Source organism: Paenibacillus sp. FSL W8-0194, assembly GCF_037969745.1.
Lineage (GTDB): Bacteria > Bacillota > Bacilli > Paenibacillales > Paenibacillaceae > Paenibacillus_AQ > Paenibacillus_AQ cookii.
Map to the genome: position 1 here is coordinate 2,237,447 of NZ_CP150205.1, position 17,570 is coordinate 2,255,016.

A 17,570-nucleotide genomic window follows, 5' to 3' on the forward strand; every position below is an offset into this window, starting at 1 on the left:
GGTTTCCAGCATCGAATAGAATAAATTTAATCTAACATGATTTATCCGGGCTGTATAGAGGGAATAGCCGGCCTGCACCTGCCCTTGATGAATCGCTCCGCTGCATTTATGATGGAAGACAACGCAGGCGGGGAAGCTCTCCCGCCCTGATCCTAACGCGGAGGGCAAGGAGGAGAAACATGACACATACAGCAAAAACATTGGCCGTGGCGCTCATCCAAGCCGACATCGAAATCGGCCGCCCGCAAGCCAATAAGGCTCACTTGGGGGACTTGATAGAGAAGGCGGTTCAAGGCGATCCGAAGCCGGACCTGCTGGTGCTGCCGGAGATGTGGAATACCGGATACGCGCTGGAGCAAATACAGGAGATCGCCGATCCTGGCGGGGAGGACACGAGGGAATGGCTGTCGTCTTTTGCAAGGAAACACGGGGTCATGATCGTCGGGGGTTCCGCAGCCGTCAAGATCGAAGACCGCATTTACAACACGATGTACGCATTTGACCGGACCGGACGGCAGATCGGGGAATATTCGAAGCTGCACCTGTTCCGCCTGATGGACGAGGAGAAACATTTGACCGCGGGAAGCGAGCTCGTGAAGCTGGAGCTTGAAGGCCTGACGGCCGGCGCATCGATCTGCTATGACATCCGTTTTCCGGAGCTGGCCCGGAGCCTGGCGCTCGACGGCGCCAAAATGTTGATCGTTCCGGCGGAATGGCCGCATCCCCGACTTCGCCACTGGCGTACGCTTTTGGCGGCGCGGGCGATCGAAAACCAAATGTACGTCGTCGCCTGCAACCGGGTGGGCAGCAGCCGGGGCACCGACTTTTTCGGCCATTCGCTGATCATCGATCCTTGGGGCGAAATTGTCGCCGAGGGCGGCGAGACGGAGGAGATCGTCACGGGCTGCGTTTCGCCGGAGCTGGTGGACGAGGTACGGGGACGGATTCCGGTATTCGCGGATCGGCGGCCCGAGATGTACGCGGATAGAAAACAGGGGGCGGACATCGACCAAGGTTCGCAGCCGCAATAAATAAAAAAGGAACGAGCCTTTTGAAACGTTCATCAGGCCCGTTCCTTTTTTATTTGACCAATTCCCGCATCGTTTCCCGGAATGTCTCGATAAATGCTTCAGCCGCTTTGGACAGATAACGTCCGCGCCGGTAGGCGATCACCAGCGTCCGGCTGGGGACGGGCTCCGCGAGCGGAAGGTACACCGGAACGAATTCGCTTCTCGACGATCGGGAAATGAACCTTGGCACCAGCGTGATGCCCATCCCGGTCGCGACCAGCGACTGGATCGTTTCCATGTTGCTGCTTTCGAACACCACCTTCGGCTCGAACCCGGCTTGCTGGCACAGGTCGAAGGTGATTTTGCGGAAACCCTGGCCTTTTTTCAGCACGATAAACGATTCCTCGCTTAATTCCTCGATGCGCACGGGGAGAGGTTTGCCGTGATTCGTCCTTTCCGCCAGAGGATGCCCCTCAGGCACCGCAAGGTCGATGTCCTCCTCTCCGATGACCTCATAAGCAAGGGAAGGCTCCTGAAGCGGCAGCGCAAGCAGGCTCAGGTCGGTTTTGCCGCCGGCGGTAAGCTTCTCGAGATTCATGGATGAATCCTCGAGCAGCGTGATTTCGATTTCGGGATACTTTCGCTTGAACGAAGGAAGGACATGGGGCAGCAGATGCGCGCCGGTAATCGGCATGCTGCCCACGACCACCTTGCCGCCCCGCAGCTGCGAAATGTCCGACATTTCCTGGCGAAGCAGCTCCACCGCGTCCATGATCTTTTGCGCCTGTTCCATAAATGAAGCTCCCGCATGCGTCAGCTCGACCGTGCTTGTGTTCCGCTGAAAAAGCAGCACGCCGAGTTCCTTTTCCAGCTTGGACAGCTGCTGGCTGAGGGAAGGCTGGGCGATGTGCAGCTTTTCGGCCGCCCGCGAAAAATTGCGCTCCGCCGCGATCTGCAATGCGTATTGAAGTTGTCTCAGTTCCATGTTCACCGGTCCCATCGTCTTTTGAATCGTTCGAAATACGGATGTCCATCTAATAGTTATTTCCTATTACGTTTATAGATATTATATCTTGGAACTATGAAGAAACCAATGCTATATTTATTTCATTCAAGTCGCGCCGCTGACCCGGCGGCACGCTTAACCAAGGACGTTATAACCACGATGAGGTGAAAAAGATGAGTAAAAGAACAATGTTTGAAAAAATCTGGGATAACCACGTGATTCATCAGGAAGAAGGCAAGCCAAGCATCCTCTACATCGATTTGCATCTCGTCCATGAAGTGACTTCCCCGCAGGCGTTCGAAGGACTTCGCCTCAGCGGCCGCAAGGTCCGCCGTCCGGAGCTGACCTTCGCCACGATGGACCACAACGTGCCGACGAAAGACCGTTTCAACATCAAAGACCCGATTTCGAAGCAGCAGATCGATACGCTGACCCAAAACTGCCGCGATTTCGGCGTGACGCTGTACGATCTCGAAACGATCGACCAAGGGGTCGTCCACGTCATGGGTCCCGAGCTCGGGCTGACGCATCCGGGCAAAACGATCGTTTGCGGCGACAGCCATACCTCCACGCACGGCGCTTTCGGCGCCCTGGCCTTCGGAATCGGAACGAGCGAGGTCGAGCACGTGCTTGCAACGCAGTGCCTGCAGCAGGCCAAAGCCAAAACGATGGAGGTCCGCTTCGTCGGCAAACGCAAACCGGGCATTACGGCCAAAGACATGATCCTCGGCGTCATCGCCAAATACGGGACGGACTTTGCGACGGGCTACGTCATCGAATATACGGGCGAAGCCATTCGCGAGCTGACGATGGAAGAGCGCATGACCGTGTGCAACATGTCCATTGAAGGCGGAGCGCGCGCCGGCATGATCGCGCCGGACGAAACGACGTTCGAATATCTTCGCGGCCGCCAGTACGTGCCTGCGGGCGAAGAGTTCGAAAAGAGAGTGGAAGAATGGAAGCAGCTTGTCACCGACGAAGGGGCGACGTACGACAAGGTCGTGGAGTTCGACGTTGAATCCTTGATCCCGCAAGTGACCTGGGGAACCAGCCCGGGCATGGGCACGGACATCACGGCAAAAGTGCCGGTGCCTGCGGAGCTGCCGACCGAAAACGAGCGGAAAGCCGCTGAAAAAGCGATTGAATATATGGGACTCGTTCCAGGTACGCCAATGACGGACATCGAAATCGACTACGTGTTCATCGGCTCCTGCACGAACGGACGTATCGAAGACCTTCGCGCCGCCGCTGAGGTGGCCAAAGGCTACAAAGTTTCCGACCGGGTAACGGCCATCGTCGTGCCGGGCTCCGGACGCGTGAAGCTGCAAGCCGAGAAGGAAGGCCTCGACAAAATCTTCATCGAAGCGGGCTTTGAATGGCGCGATGCCGGATGCAGCATGTGCCTTGCGATGAACCCGGACGTATTGCAGCCTGGGCAGCGCTGCGCATCGACCTCCAACCGGAACTTCGAAGGACGTCAAGGACGCGGCGGACGTACGCATCTGGTTTCCCCTGCAATGGCTGCGGCCGCAGCGATCAAAGGGCGGTTCACCGACGTTCGCGACTGGAAATTCAAAACTGAAGTGGTTAGCTAAGGAGGACAACGAACATGGAAGCTTTTACTAAATTGACCGGACTTGTTGCCCCGGTAGACCGGGTAAACGTGGATACGGACGCAATCATCCCTAAACAATTTTTGAAACGGATCGAACGGACCGGCTTCGGACAATTCCTGTTCTATGAATGGAGATTCGACGAGCAAGGAAACGACATCGCCGATTTTTCGTTGAACCAGCCGCGCTACAAGGGCGCTTCGATCCTGATTTCCAGAGCCAATTTCGGCTGCGGCTCTTCCCGCGAGCATGCGCCTTGGGCGATCCTGGACTACGGCTTCAAATGCATCATCGCGCCGTCGTTTGCGGACATTTTCTATAACAACTGCTTCAAAAACGGAATTTTGCCGATCAAACTTTCCGAAGAGCAGGTGGAGGAACTGTTCCAGCGCACCGCGGCCAATGAAGGTTATGAGCTGAACGTCGATTTGGAAAACAAAACGATCACCGACAACCAAGGCCTGCACATCGGCTTCGATCTGGATGAGCACCGCCGCCAGTTCCTGCTCCAAGGCCTGGACGACATCGGTTTGACGCTGCAGCATGAGGACGAAATCGCGGCCTATGAGCAAAAGCACGCTTCGCGCCTGTTCGCTTAAGCAGCGGCGTAGTTTATCCGATTTGGGCCGTCTATCAACTTCGGCCTGCAAAGGCTCCTATTTTCCCTCAGGAAATAGGAGCCTTTTTTTGCGGCTTGTGCGAAACATGTCGTCATGGAAAACGCAAAAAGCCCGAAAACTCGCCATGATCCTGCACACGGTCGATTGGGCTGTTTATATGGCGGATTTTGCAACGGCGGAAAATAAATAAGCAAAAAATGAAAGTTCGGCAGGAAAAAGATGGGTGGGTGGCGAATATTGCCTGCATAGCGAAGATTATGAACATTTTTAGATAGATTTGTTTCATATTGCCTTTTTACCGGCAAAAAAATCAGATTGGCAGAGGTGTACAATGAAGAAAATCGGATTTTTACTGTTTTTGTTGTCGTTATTGATCCTGCTGGTTCCGCTTCAGAACCAGGCGTCGGCCAGCGAAGCGCGCGTCCACATCTTTTTGGACGGCAGCGAGCTGAACGTGTCCAAAGACGCCAAAGTAACGAACGTGAACGGAAGCATCATGGTTCCCTTTCGCGTGATCGGGGAGAATCTCGGCTTTGACGTGAAATGGGAGCAAAAATCGAAAAAGGTTCTGATCAGCAAAGACAAAACGTCGATGGAACTGGCCGTGAACCAAAAAAACGCCACGGTAAACGGAAAAAAGGTTAAGCTGGACACCCCGCCGCTGCTTGACAAAAACATCGTAAGCGTACCCGTCCGTTTCGTGAGCGAACAAATGGGACTCCACGTGAGCTGGGATAACGCCGACAAGGCGGTGTACCTGACGACGGCCGAAGCGCCGCCTGCCAAGGATAACGGAACCGGGGCGGGCGCGGGAGACGTGCCTGTGCCTCCGCCGGTAACCCGGCCGGATTCCACGGAAAAACCTTCGGGCGGGCTGGATGAGGGAACGCTTCCCGTTACGACGACGCCGGCCGTCGGCCAGGCGCTCATCAACGGTATCAGCTTCAGCGAAAATCGCCTGATGGTCTCTACGCAAGGCGGGGCGGTGACGCCGAAAGTATTCACGATGTCCGGCCCCGACCGGGTCGTCGTCGATCTGCCGAACACTTCCTTTTCGCCGGATTTTCTAAGCGGACAAGCTGCCGGCGTGGGCAACCAGAACAAACTCGACGTGAGCGGTTATCCGGACGTGTCGACGATCCGTTACTCCCTGTTCAGCGGCAATCCTGCTACGGTGAGAATCGTCATTGATTTGAATTACGCGAAGGATTATGCGGTATACAACGAAAATGATGGGCCGGATTCGGGATTGCTGATCGTAGACTTGAACAAAACGGGCAGCGCCGCACCCCCTGTAACGCCTCCGGTCGGCGGCAACGGCAAAAAGGTCGTCGTCATCGACGCGGGCCACGGGGACCAGGATCCGGGCACAACGGGATATTCGAAAACCAAAGAAAAGGATTTCAACCTGGCCGTCGCTTTGAAAGTAGGACAGCTGCTGGCCAACGAACCCGACATCGATTATGTGCTGACCCGCAGCGACGATACCTACCTGAAGCTTGCGGAAAGAGCGAAGATTGCCAACGATTTGAATGCGGACGTATTCGTTTCCATACACGCCAATAGTACCGGCGATAAATCGACGACGGCCAACGGCACCGAAACATACTATCAACGGGATGCAAGCAAGGAATTGGCCCGAGTGATCCATAATTATGTGAGCAAAGCCACCGGCCTTAAGGATCGAGGGTATAAGTACGGGAATTTTCATGTCATCCGGGAAACGAAGATGCCGGCCGTATTGATTGAATCGGGGTTCATCTCCAATCCGAAAGACGAAGCGGCGTTGTTCAGCGAAAGCGTGCAAAATGCCATCGCCCAGGCTATTGTGGACGGAATCAAGGAATATCTCGGCATTCAGTAATAAAGAGGTTTTGCAAGGAAGAAGGAGGCGGTTAAGTGAATAAAAAGCTATTAAGCGCGGCGCTTTTGGCCCTTGTCATGGTGGCGGGAGCAGGCTGCGGCCAAAAACCGGCGGCAGCGCCTGCGGCGCAGGACACCACGCAGCAGCCCGGCGATACGTCAGTCAACGCGGCCCAGCCCGATCCAACCGATCCGACCGAACCTGAACAGACAGGGAACGGACAGGAAGGGAAGGAAACGGCGCCGAACCAGACCGATAAGCCGGACGAGCCGAACAAGCAGCCGGACAAGCCGGACAAGCAGCCGCAAAAGCCGGAGGAACCGTCCGTTCAGAAGCAGACGATCGAAGTCTATTATACGGACCCGCAGGAGCTTGAACTGAAAAAAAGCGAAAAGGAAATCGAGTTCCGCCAGGATAACGATAAATACAAAGCGGCTTTTAAGGCGCTGCAGGAAAGCGGGGACGCCGATTTGATCCCGCTGTGGGGCAAAATGGAGCTGAAATCGCTGGAGTTCAAGGAAGGCATGGTAACGGTTGATGTTCATATGCCGGATGAAGCCCGCCTTGGCGCCGGCGGCGAACAGTTTGCCCTGGATGCGCTGACCAAAACCATGTTCCAATTCAAAGAGGTGGAATCGATCGAGCTGCTCGTGGACGGGCAAAAGCTCGAAAGCCTGATGGGGCATATGGATCTGGACCATCCGATCAAAAGAAACGGGAACTAATCCGCAAATGCAAACAAGACACGAAACGAAACGAAGACCGTCAGTTGAGGCCCAGGCCCATACGGCGGTCTTTTTGTTTATGCTTAAACAGTTCTGCGGAAGACGCACAAAAGCATCGATTTGTCTACCTTAAGCCATAGATAAAGTTTTGCATAAAGAGGAATATATTCGCAACTTTTCACAGCTTCCGACGTCTAACTTATGTCTGGTGATGTCGAAGGATAGCCAAAGCCGAAACGTCAGAGCTAACGACAAAAATTTAAGAATGGAAGGGTGAAGGATGAAAAAATTTGGTTTTATGGCAGTGCTCCTCTTTGTCTTCATTTTGGCGTTTCCTCACAATGGACAGGCTGCGGCGGGAAGTGCCAAAATTGTTCTGGACGACAAAGAACTGAGTCTGTCGGGAAATGCAAAAGTGGAAAATGTAAATGGCAATATTATGATTCCATTACGTGTCGTCGGAGAGAATCTGGGGTTTGACGTCGCATGGGAAAAAAAGACGCGCACGGTAACCATACAAAAAGATTCCAAAGTCATGAAGCTGGTCGTCGGTCAAAAAACGGCCGAAGTGGACGGCAAAAAAACGTCCATGAATATCGCCCCCATTTTACGCACGGATACGGTGATCGTGCCGATCCGCTTCGTCAGCGAAGAAATGGGTCTCACGGTATATTGGGACAATCAGAAAAAGATCGTAAACTTATATACCCCGAATTTCGGGAGCGGAAACGGGGATGCGGGAACCGGCGCCGGGAACGGAACGAATCCGGATGCCGGCAGCGGAGCCGCCGCGCAGGTTGACGGCATCAGCTTCAGCGACAACCGGCTGATGATCGCCGTTACCGGGAAAGCGAAAGTGAACGACTTTAAAATGAGCGGGCCGGACCGCATCGTCGTCGATCTCGAAAATACGGGATTTTCGGACACGTTCAGCAGCGCGTCCCTGGACCAGAACAAAACGGGCTCCCTGGACGTCAAAGGTTATCCCGATGTTTCAAAGGTCAGATACTCGTTATACAACAGCAATCCTTCAACCGTCCGGATCGTTATCGATTTGAATTATGCCAAAAATTATAAGCTGACGAACGACAACGGTTTATACATCGTCGATTTGAACACATCAGACAGCGGAACGCCGTCCAAACCCGGCACAAGCGGCAAAAAGATCGTCGTCATCGATGCCGGACACGGCGATCATGACCCGGGAACGACGGGCGTGACAGGCAAAAAGGAGAAGGACTTTAATTTGGCGATGGCCTTGAAGGTCGGCAAAATTTTGGAGCAGGACTCGAACTTCGAAGTGGTCTTGACCCGGAGCGACGATACGTTCCTTGAACTGAAAGAACGCGCGAAAATCGCCAACGACTTGAAAGCGGACGTGTTCGTATCGATCCACGCGAACAGCGCGGGTTCCTCGGCGGCAACCGGCAGCGAGACCTACTACCAGCGGGAAGCCAGCAAATCGCTTGCGAACGTGATGCACAAGCATTTGGTACAAGCCACCGGCTTGAAGGACCGCGGCGTACGTTACGGCAATTTCCATGTCATCCGCGAAACGAAAATGCCGGCCGTTTTGCTTGAAGTAGGATATCTGAGCAACAAAAACGACGAAGCCGCCCTCTTTTCGGAAAGCTTCCAGCAGCGTGTTGCCCAAGGAATTGCAGATGGAATCAAAGAATATTTGGGTGTTCAATAATGAATGTCCCTTTTTAGGAGGCGGTACAGAATGAGCAGAAAAATTTGGTGTGCAGGCATTTTGGCTTTGGTGATGGTCGCCTCGGCCGGCTGCGGCCAAAAGCCGACATCCGCACCGGAAAGCGGACAACAACAACAGGAGACCGTTCCGGGCGATCAGCAGCAGCAAACGACGGGAAGCGGCGGCGAGAGCGTCAGCGAACCGAAGACCGAAGGAAACGGAAGCGGAAGCGACGCGGGCAAAGAAACGTCCCAGGGGAACGTTTCTCCGGGCAAAGAGGTTTCATCGCAAAAGCCGCCGGAGTCGACGGCCAAAAAAGAAACGATCGACGTGTATTACACGGATCCGGAAGAGCTCGATTTGAAAAAATCCCGGAAAGAAATCAGCTATAAGGACGAAGCCGACAAATACGCGGAAGCTTACAAAGCGCTGCAGTCGAGCGGCAACGCCGACCTGATTCCGCTTTGGGGGAAAATCGAACTGAAAAAGCTTGACTTTAAAGACGGGCAAATCACCATGGACGTTCATATGCCGGATGAAGCTAGGCTCGGAGCCGGCGGCGAACAATTCGCCCTGGATGCGCTCACCAAAACAATGTTCCAGTTTGACGAAGTCAAATCCGTGGAGCTTTTGGTGGACGGAGCCAAGGTGGAGAGCCTGATGGGCCACGTCGATTTGGAACATCCGTTGACAAGACATTGAAAATATTCGGATAAAAGCAGGAGAATGCGTTCTTCTTGTCGAATAGCATAAAACGTCGCGATTTTTTTGAAGATCATCGGAATGCGCAACCGCTTCTGCGAAGCCGGACAAGCCGATGATCGCAAGAAAAAATTCCGCTGAATGCAGTCTGTCTTCGTTGAAGATGCTCACGATACGATGATAGACGGTTTTCTTATATGAATTGAACTAAAGTTTGCGCTCCGGGAGCGGCCGGGTTTCGGACAGAAGCCTGGGCGGGAGCGCAATCTCTTTAGTTCTTTTCTTGTTATTTTCAGGGTTATACCGGTAGCGGTACGACCGTCATTTCGAAAGGGGAAAAGTAAAGAATGGTCAAACGGCGCAGCAATTCATCATCTCATTCTAAAAAAGTAGTTTCGGCCGTCATCGCAGGCATGATGGTCATGGGTTCCGGAACGGCGGTGTTCGCCGACAACGCGTCCAACAATACGGCAGCCCAATCCACTGCGGCGAGCGCGCTGTTCAAAGACGTCAAAAGCGGATACTGGGCCGAAAAACATATTTATAAGCTGGCTTCCCAAAGCATTCTCCTGGGCAACAACGGACTTTTCCGCCCCAATGACAACGTCACGCAGCAGGAAGCGGTCACGATGGCGATCCGCTTTGCGGGGCTCGAAGGCAAGGTCGACAAAAACGCCTCGGTGGCGCTGCCGTCGAACATGCAGGTCAACAATTATTTCAAACCGTACGTCGCGCTAGCCATTCAGCAAAACTTGCTGGATAAAACGAGCGAAAACGCGGCTTCCGACTCCAAACAGACCTGGGGCGAACGCAAGGCAAGCCGCGAATGGATCACCGAGGTTTTGATCCGTGCGTTGGGCAAAGAAAGCCAAGCGGCGGCGCTTGCGAGCAAAGCGACCAATTTCGCGGACAACGGCAAAATTTCCGCAGCCAAAAGAGGTTTCGTCAACGCGGCTTTGGAGCTTGGGCTGACCAACGGCGTGGAAGGCAACCGCTTTGATCCTCAAGGCTCCGTCACCCGCGCCCAGCTCGCAACGTTTTTCAGCCGGGCCGAAGCTTATAACGACGTGAAATATGCCAACACGGCGGAAGGCGTCGTTACCGGGCTCAGCAGCAACAAGCTGGACCTGTACGTCGATGGCGCCATCCGTACATATGCATTGGACAATTCCACCATGTACTTCACGAGCGCGTCCGAAAGCAAAATCAGCTTTGCCGACCTGAAGCCATACACGAAAGTGCTGGTCATCGGCAGCGGATCGAAGGCGGCTTACGTAGAGGTGACCGATGCCAAAGAGCAGCTCGAAAGCGTAGAGGGCACGTTCCAGAAGCTTTCCCCGGGCAACATTTTGTGGCTGGAAACGAACAGCACCTTCAAACCATTCACGTATGACGAGAGCACGGCGTTCCTGGATCAAAACGGCGCCAAAATCGATCCTTCGGCCCTCGTCGTCGGCAGCAAAATCGTCATCCGCCAAGAGACGTTCACGTCGGCGAAAAAACCTGTCATCGTTCAGGTGAAATCCGGCGTCGTCAACAAAAACGGAACCGGCACGCTGCAGAGCGTGGATACGGCGACCAAATCCCTGGTCATTAAAAATGCGTCCGGCGACCTGGAAAGCTACACTTGGGACGACAGCCTGGTCGTCAAATACCAAAATCAGCTGCTGTCCCCATCCGAGCTGAAAAACGGCGCGGTGATCAAATACACCGTGAAGAACAATGTGCTCGAAACGGTGGAAGTGACGCAGAGCGTGGAAAGAACGATCCGCGGCACGTTGTATGAAGTCGGGGCGAACAATGCCACGATCACCTACAAACGCGACGGCGGACAGCTTGAAGTGAAGCTGCTTGCCGAAAAACCGGAGATCTTCATCAGCGGAATCGCCGCGCCGACGCTCAGCGATTTGAACGCGGACGAGACGAACGGAGATCAGGTGGAAATTACGCTGAATCCGCAGGATCAGGTAACGAAAATCCAGGTTCTGAACCGCCAGATGGAACAGAAAAAAGGGGCGACGGTCGTTCAATACGAACCGAAATCCAGAGTGCTGACGCTGATGGATGCCAATAAAAAGCCTTACGTCGTAACGCTTGACGAAAAAACCAAATTGTCTTACAACGCGTCCGAACCTACGCTGGACGGCATTGCGCCATACCTGACGAACGGCCGGAAGGTCAATATCACGTACCTGTCGAACCGGGCGCTTTCGATCGACGTCATTTACCAATATGAAGGCAAAGTATCCTCTTTGAACTTGACGACCAAAAAGCTGACGCTGCTCGGTGCGGACGGCCAAAGCATCACGCTGCCGTTCAACAATCCGGTCGTTTCGGTATACGGAAAAAGCAGCGGTTCGCTCTCCGACGTTAAAGTCGGCACCGACATTGCGGCCGTGCTGAATGCGACCCAGGACGCGATTCAGACCATTCAAGTCAAAACGAACGTGCAATTCGAGCTTCTCGGCGTGGATTATGCCAACTCCCGCGTAACGGTTAAAAAAGACGGCGTAACCAGCCAGTTCTATGTGGACAAAACCGCGCTGAAGGACGAAAACGGGCAGGCAATCACGGTTCAGGATCTGCGTGCAGGACAACTGCTGAACGTGACCTTCAACGGCACCGAACCGGCATCCGTTCAGCTGGTGAAGCTGACTACCGGCGAGGTGACCGCGGTCAATTCGTCGACTGCGCCAAGCATTACGGTCAAAACGTATGGCGGAACGACGGAAACGTTCAAGCTGGACAGCTCCTCCAAAATCATGAACGATGCCGGAAGCGCGCTGAGCATCACCAACGTTTCGGCGGGCAACCGCGTCGAGGTGCGCAAGGATGCGGACGGAAATTCGGTCGTCAAAGTGCTTTCCGTAGCCACCAAAGCATTTTGGAAATATGACAGTTATGCGAAGGAAATATATGTGAAACGCCAAAATGTCAATGACGTCAACCAATTCCCGCTTTCTCCGGCTGCATACATCCATCAGGGAGATACCACATTAACCGTGCAATCCCTGAAAGAAAATGATAATATTGTTTTGTATTTAAGCAATGGAACGATTGTCGAAATACAGAAACAATAGTATGCTTTGGGAATGGTCATGAGATACACCGTCTTGATACGGGGAGTCTTACCCGTATCAAGACGTTTTTTTTGCAGGAGGTACAAAAGCGATGAAGGCAGCCACCGTACGACATATACTGGATACGATCGGCGAAATGTTTCCCGACGCTCATTGTGAATTAAACCACAGCAACGCTTTCGAATTGACGATCGCCGTGCTGTTGTCGGCGCAATGCACCGATGAGACGGTAAACAAGGTCACGAAGGATTTGTTTCAAAAGTACAAGTCCCCCGAAGATTACGTTGCCGTTCCGCTGGAGGAGCTGGAGCAGGACATCCGCAGAATCGGACTCTACCGGAATAAGGCGAAACATATCCGCAATTTATGCATGCTGTTAATGGAGCAATACGGCGGCGAGGTTCCCAGCGAACACGACGAATTGGTCAAACTGCCGGGAGTGGGCCGCAAAACCGCCAACGTCGTGGTTTCGAACGCGTTTGGCGTTCCGGCGATCGCGGTGGACACGCATGTGGAACGGGTCTCGAAACGGTTGGCACTGGCCAATTGGAAGGATTCGGTGCTGGAAGTGGAAAAAAAGCTGATGAAGCAGGTGCCGCGCGAAGAGTGGACGCTGACGCATCACCGGCTCATTTTTTTCGGCCGTTACCACTGCAAAGCCCAAAACCCGAAATGCCAGGTTTGCCCGCTGCTTGACGTATGCCGCGAAGGGAAAAAACGTATGAAGACGTCCCAAATCAGAAAAGATAAGAAATAGCAATTAAGGATAGGACCTACAAAGATGGAGAAGGATGGGATTATACATGAAATGCATCTCAGTGTACACAGACAATTTTGAACTGTTTTCCGATATTATGGACCAAGTGATGGAGACCGAGCTGGCCGAAAACGAAGAAAAAGAATTCGAAGGCGTGACCGTCAGCCACTCCGGCGACGTTCCGGAACATTATTTGGACCGCATGTCGGTGAAGCCCGAGGTTGTCGTCATGAAGGACAAGTCCCGCGGCACGACCATTTTGCAGCATGGCAAAGTATTCGAAATTCTCGTTCCGGAAATCGAAAACGCCAACGCTTAAGGTTAGCGGCGCACAATTGAATCAATGGCTTGATCCCATAAAACCGAAAGGAATTTTCGGTTTTATTTTTTTGCCCGTCGCCGCCCAAAAAGGGGGGCTCCCGGCGAAAAATGTTTCTCATTCCGCTGCCGAAATGTTAAAATGTAACTATTTGAGGAATCTGGAAAGTGATCAACAGGATCATTCCGGAGTCACTGACAGAGCTAAGGGGAGAAACGCAGTATGTCGACATCGAGTCCGACCATTCAATCTCATACGGAGTCTTTGCAGGATTTGCAGCAAACATTGGACGGCTGGGGAGACCGCCAGTCGGCCCAATGGGTAAGCGATCTGATACGAAAAGCTGCGGCAGGGGAGATGACGATCGCGTTTTGCGGCCATTTTTCCGCCGGCAAGTCCAGTCTGATCAACTCCTTATGCGGCAAAAAGGTGCTGCCGTCGAGCCCGGTTCCGACGAGCGCCAACGTCGTTTCGATCCGCAACGGCGAGCCGAAAGCCTTGATTTATCCGGCAGCCGCTGCGAATAGGGCAGGGCAAACATCCGAACCTCAAACGGTTTCCCTGGACGAATTATACGCATACTGCACCAATGGCGGCTCGTATTCCTCCGTCGAGGTGTGGGACCGGATTCCGCTGCTGGGCGAGCGCGGCGTGCTCATGGATACGCCCGGGGTGGATTCGACGGACGACAGCCACCAGAAGGCGACGCATTCGGCGCTGCATCTGGCGGATACGGTGCTGTACGTCATGGATTACAACCATGTGCAGTCGGAAAATAACCTCGCTTTCGCAAAAAGCTTGTCCGATTGGGGCAAACCGCTGTATCTTGTCGTGAACCAAATCGATAAACACCGCGAAAGAGAGCTGTCTTTTGAAAGCTATCGGGCCGAAGTGGAGGCTGCGTTCAAACGCTGGCAGGTCCATTATGTGAGCCTGCTGTTTACGTCGCTGAAGGAACCGGAGCATCCGTACAACCAATGGAAGCAGATCAAGGAACTGGTCGTACGGTTGATCGAAAAGCGGGAGCCGATCCTAAGCTACAGCCTGGATTGCTCCGCTCGCCATATCGCCGAGCAGCATGTCAAGAAATATGCGGATTCGCTTGAGGAAACGAAGGAGCGGCTGCTGGAGGAAATGGGCGGCGCCGAAGCGGCGGCGAAGCTGGAGGGTGAAATCGCCGGCTACCGCAAAGAGCTGGAGCGGCTGAAGGAGCTGCCGCAAACGGAGCGCGAGCACATTCGCAAACAGGTCGATTCGCTGCTCGACAATGCCAACATTACCCCTGCGGAGCTGCGGGACCTGGCCGGCGCGTTTTTGGAAAGCCGGAAGGCCGGCTTCAAGAAAGGGCTCTTTTTCAGCGGCGCCAAGACGGAGCAGGAGAAGCAGGAGCGGCTGCGCAAGTTCGCGGCGGCGCTGCGGGAGCAGACATCGGCCCAGATCGAGTGGCATTTGCTGGAGCTGCTGAAGCAGTGGAGCAAATCGCTGAATGTCTGGACGGAAGGGCTGCAGGCAAAGCTGCAGGAGACGATGCCCGAGATCGGCGAGGGCATGCTGGAGAGTTCGGTGAAGCCGGATGCGGTTATGTCCGGCGAATATGTTTTGAATTACTGCCGGATGCTGTCGGCAGACATCAAGGGCATGTACCGCCGCGCCGCGGTGAACGCGGCGGAGGACGTGCTGGCGGATGTGGCCGCATCCGCCAAAGAGCAGCAGCAGCGCGTGATCCGCGACCTGAACGCGCTGCTGGAGAAGTCCGCCGCGATGTCCCGCTATCAGGAGCTGGAGCGGGACATCGCGGCGCGCGCGGCAGCCGCCGAGGCGCTGCTGCCGGCGCGCGTCACGCTCACCCCCGGCTTCCTGCCGGAGGTGAGCGCCCCTGCTCCTGCGGCTGCGCAGCCGCAGGGCATGGACGTGGGCGCGCGGGAGACCGCGCCCGCCGCCGCCCCGCGCAGCGGGGCGGAGCCGCTTGGCGGCGCGGCCTTCGGCCGCCGCCAGCGGCTGGACGCCGCAGCAGCCCGCCTGCAGGACGCGGCGGCGCTGCTTGCGCGTTATCCCGCGCTCGCTTCCGCCGCGCGGGGGCTGAAGAGCCGGGCCGAGGCGCTGGCCGGCGGCTCCTTTACGATGGCGCTGTTCGGAGCGTTCAGCGCCGGGAAATCGTCGTTCGCCAACGCCCTGCTCGGCGAACGCGTGCTGCCGGTATCGCCGCATCCGACGACGGCGGCGATCAACCGCATCCTCGCCCCGCAGGACGGCTTTGAGCACGGCACCGCCCAGGTGACGATGAAATCGCCGGCCGCATTCCGGGAAGACCTGGAATATTCCTTCTCCGTGCTGCAGCTCGGAACGCCGCCGGAGGAAGGCTGGATCGAGGCCGTCGAAGGGCTTCAGCCGGAAGGGATCCATCCGGCCGGGCTGCCGCATTACGGGTTCCTGAAAGCGGCGGCGGCAGGCTGGCAGGAGACCCGGGCGCTGCTCGGCACGGTGCAGACCGTGGATTTGGATCGCTACAAAACCTTTGTCGCCGACGAGACGCGCTCCTGTTTCGTCGAGCGGATCGATTTATATTACAGCTGCCCGCTGACGGAGCAGGGAATCGTGCTCGTGGATACGCCGGGCGCCGATTCGCTTCATGCCCGGCATACGGGCGTCACGTTCCAATACATGAAACATGCGGACGCCATCGTATTCGTGACGTATTACAACCATGCCTTCTCCAAAGGCGACCGCCAGTTTCTGGCCCAGCTCGGCAGGGTGAAGGACAGCTTTGCGCTCGATAAAATGTTTTTTATCGTCAACGCCTCGGACCTTGCATCCTCGGAAGAGGAGCTGGAGCAGGTCGTCAAACATGTCGAAGGCAATCTGAAAGCGCGGGGCATCCGGCTTCCGCATATTTACCCGGTATCCAGCATGAAGGCGCTGGAAGGCAAACTGGCGGGGGACCAAAGGCTGTATGCGGAATCGGCCTTTGAAGCTTTCGAAAACGCGCTTGGCGCATTTGCCGGCGAAGAGCTGCCAAAGCTGTCCTTGGCCGGCAGCCTGCAAGAGATTTCGGCCGTGCGCCGGCGGGTCGCCGAGTGGGCCGGGTTGGCCCGCCAGGACGAAGGGGCGCGCGAACGGCGCTGTCTGCAGCTGCAGGAGGTCGGCCGGCTTGCCCTGAAGCGGATCGAATCTTTTGCCGGGCAGGATCTTTCCGGCGATATGGAGCAGGAGACGCTGGAGCTGCTTTTCCATGTCAGGCAGCGGATCGGTTTCGGTCTCGGCGAGTTTTTCGCCGAAGCTTTCCATCCGTCGGTCCTCCGGGAAGATGCCGGCCAGTTGAAACGGATTTTCGAAGGCTGCGGGCGCGAGCTCGAACGGACCATCGTCCGCGAGCTGGAGCAGGAGCTCTGGGCGACGACGCTGCGCCTGGAGAACAAAGGCAAGGCGGTGCTGCGGACCGCTGCGGAAGAAGCGGTAAACGACATTCGGAAATACGACGCCGCGATGATGCTGACGCCGCCGGAGGAATCGGAATGGGCTTCTCCGCAGTGGGAGGAAGCGGGGGCGGTTCATTTCGTGGATTGGAACGCCTACTGGCCGCTCTTCAAGTCGCCTAAACATTTCTTCGAAGGGGGCGGCCGGGAGAAGCTGAAAAACGCCATCGAACCCGTGATCAAAGAAGCTTTAAGCACGGAAGCCGCCCAAAAGCAGGAAATCCTCGTGGAGTTCTACGGCAAATTGGCGGCCGCTGCCCAGTCCAGGCAAGCGGAAAGGCTGCGGGAACAGCTGAAGGAAGCGCTGGAGGCTGCTAACGCATCCTTGGCTTCCGGGGAGCAGCCTGAAGTTTGGGACCGCTTGGCGGCCCAGCTGGAGGAAATGGAACAAAACATCCATATATGACCGGCAAATCCGGCGGGAGAAAAAGGAAGCGTCATTGTCAGGCGCTTCCTTTTTTCGTTTTTTAACGGGGGATCGGAGAGACGAACCTTGCACGGTTGAAACGTCATTTTTCGAAAGGAAAGAGACCGTTTCGGGAACGGATGGCCCAATGGTTAACCGCGGTATTTCGCTTTTTGGAAAGCTTTTGCCAGCTGGAATGATCTTCTTGTTGGGTTCGGCAGAGAACGCGAGGATTTTCAATGATTTGATAAGTAATTCAGGATTAAGCCGAGGTAATGACCATTGATTGCCAATGCCGC

At 55.1% G+C, this 17,570-nt stretch carries 12 protein-coding genes; 11 read left to right on the top strand and 1 reads right to left on the bottom strand.

Annotation, left to right across the window (positions count from 1 at the left end; translation table 11 throughout):
* Window positions 1-179 precede the first annotated feature (179 nt).
* Window positions 180-1,031 (top strand): carbon-nitrogen family hydrolase, encoded by an 852-nt coding sequence (locus tag MKY58_RS10015; RefSeq protein WP_339324401.1) that lies wholly within the window; start codon window positions 180-182, stop codon window positions 1,029-1,031.
* Window positions 1,032-1,080: 49 nt separating this feature from the next.
* Here MKY58_RS10015 and MKY58_RS10020 read toward each other — a convergent pair whose 3' ends face one another.
* The gene (locus MKY58_RS10020) at window positions 1,081-1,995 is read right to left on the bottom strand and encodes a LysR family transcriptional regulator (RefSeq protein WP_036715031.1); all 915 of its coding nucleotides are present in this window, start codon (window positions 1,993-1,995) and stop codon (window positions 1,081-1,083) included.
* Window positions 1,996-2,189: 194 nt separating this feature from the next.
* On the opposite strand from MKY58_RS10020, the gene leuC reads away from it, so the two are divergent.
* The 10 genes from leuC to MKY58_RS10070 all read left to right on the top strand — a co-directional run bounded on the left by leuC (window position 2,190) and on the right by MKY58_RS10070 (window position 17,271).
* Window positions 2,190-3,611, top strand: a complete 1,422-nt coding sequence (gene leuC / locus MKY58_RS10025; protein WP_339324402.1) for a 3-isopropylmalate dehydratase large subunit — start codon at window positions 2,190-2,192, stop codon at window positions 3,609-3,611.
* Between the two features lie 14 nt (window positions 3,612-3,625).
* The gene (gene leuD / locus MKY58_RS10030; RefSeq protein ID WP_036715016.1) at window positions 3,626-4,228 is read left to right on the top strand and encodes a 3-isopropylmalate dehydratase small subunit; all 603 of its coding nucleotides are present in this window, start codon (window positions 3,626-3,628) and stop codon (window positions 4,226-4,228) included.
* Between the two features lie 352 nt (window positions 4,229-4,580).
* Window positions 4,581-6,113, top strand: a complete 1,533-nt coding sequence (locus tag MKY58_RS10035) for an N-acetylmuramoyl-L-alanine amidase family protein (protein WP_339324403.1) — start codon at window positions 4,581-4,583, stop codon at window positions 6,111-6,113.
* A gap of 35 nt (window positions 6,114-6,148) precedes the next feature.
* A complete protein-coding gene (locus MKY58_RS10040) occupies window positions 6,149-6,838 on the top strand; it encodes a GerMN domain-containing protein (protein WP_339324404.1) in 690 nt (229 codons plus the stop codon).
* A 280-nt stretch (window positions 6,839-7,118) separates the two neighbouring features.
* Window positions 7,119-8,534, top strand: a complete 1,416-nt coding sequence (locus tag MKY58_RS10045; RefSeq protein ID WP_339324405.1) for an N-acetylmuramoyl-L-alanine amidase family protein — start codon at window positions 7,119-7,121, stop codon at window positions 8,532-8,534.
* Between the two features lie 30 nt (window positions 8,535-8,564).
* The gene (locus tag MKY58_RS10050) at window positions 8,565-9,236 is read left to right on the top strand and encodes a GerMN domain-containing protein (protein WP_339324406.1); all 672 of its coding nucleotides are present in this window, start codon (window positions 8,565-8,567) and stop codon (window positions 9,234-9,236) included.
* A gap of 347 nt (window positions 9,237-9,583) precedes the next feature.
* Complete coding sequence (locus tag MKY58_RS10055; protein ID WP_339324407.1) at window positions 9,584-12,316, top strand: S-layer homology domain-containing protein; 2,733 nt, start codon at window positions 9,584-9,586, stop codon at window positions 12,314-12,316.
* Between the two features lie 91 nt (window positions 12,317-12,407).
* Window positions 12,408-13,073 (top strand): endonuclease III, encoded by a 666-nt coding sequence (gene nth, locus MKY58_RS10060; RefSeq protein ID WP_036715557.1) that lies wholly within the window; start codon window positions 12,408-12,410, stop codon window positions 13,071-13,073.
* A gap of 46 nt (window positions 13,074-13,119) precedes the next feature.
* Window positions 13,120-13,392 (top strand): hypothetical protein, encoded by a 273-nt coding sequence (locus tag MKY58_RS10065; RefSeq protein ID WP_036715558.1) that lies wholly within the window; start codon window positions 13,120-13,122, stop codon window positions 13,390-13,392.
* Between the two features lie 222 nt (window positions 13,393-13,614).
* Window positions 13,615-17,271, top strand: a complete 3,657-nt coding sequence (locus tag MKY58_RS10070) for a dynamin family protein (RefSeq protein WP_339324408.1) — start codon at window positions 13,615-13,617, stop codon at window positions 17,269-17,271.
* Window positions 17,272-17,570: the final 299 nt, after the last annotated feature.

Bases quoted from the DNA above. Each gene is read 5' to 3' on its own strand.
- nth (WP_036715557.1), top strand. From the start codon at position 12,408: ATGAAGGCAGCCACCGTACGACATATACTGGATACGATCGGCGAAATG.
- MKY58_RS10015 (WP_339324401.1), top strand. From the start codon at position 180: ATGACACATACAGCAAAAACATTGGCCGTGGCGCTCATCCAAGCCGAC.
- MKY58_RS10020 (WP_036715031.1), bottom strand. From the start codon at position 1,995: ATGGAACTGAGACAACTTCAATACGCATTGCAGATCGCGGCGGAGCGC.
- leuD (WP_036715016.1), top strand. From the start codon at position 3,626: ATGGAAGCTTTTACTAAATTGACCGGACTTGTTGCCCCGGTAGACCGG.
- MKY58_RS10065 (WP_036715558.1), top strand. From the start codon at position 13,120: ATGAAATGCATCTCAGTGTACACAGACAATTTTGAACTGTTTTCCGAT.
- MKY58_RS10055 (WP_339324407.1), top strand. From the start codon at position 9,584: ATGGTCAAACGGCGCAGCAATTCATCATCTCATTCTAAAAAAGTAGTT.
- MKY58_RS10045 (WP_339324405.1), top strand. From the start codon at position 7,119: ATGAAAAAATTTGGTTTTATGGCAGTGCTCCTCTTTGTCTTCATTTTG.
- MKY58_RS10070 (WP_339324408.1), top strand. From the start codon at position 13,615: ATGTCGACATCGAGTCCGACCATTCAATCTCATACGGAGTCTTTGCAG.
- MKY58_RS10050 (WP_339324406.1), top strand. From the start codon at position 8,565: ATGAGCAGAAAAATTTGGTGTGCAGGCATTTTGGCTTTGGTGATGGTC.
- leuC (WP_339324402.1), top strand. From the start codon at position 2,190: ATGAGTAAAAGAACAATGTTTGAAAAAATCTGGGATAACCACGTGATT.
- MKY58_RS10035 (WP_339324403.1), top strand. From the start codon at position 4,581: ATGAAGAAAATCGGATTTTTACTGTTTTTGTTGTCGTTATTGATCCTG.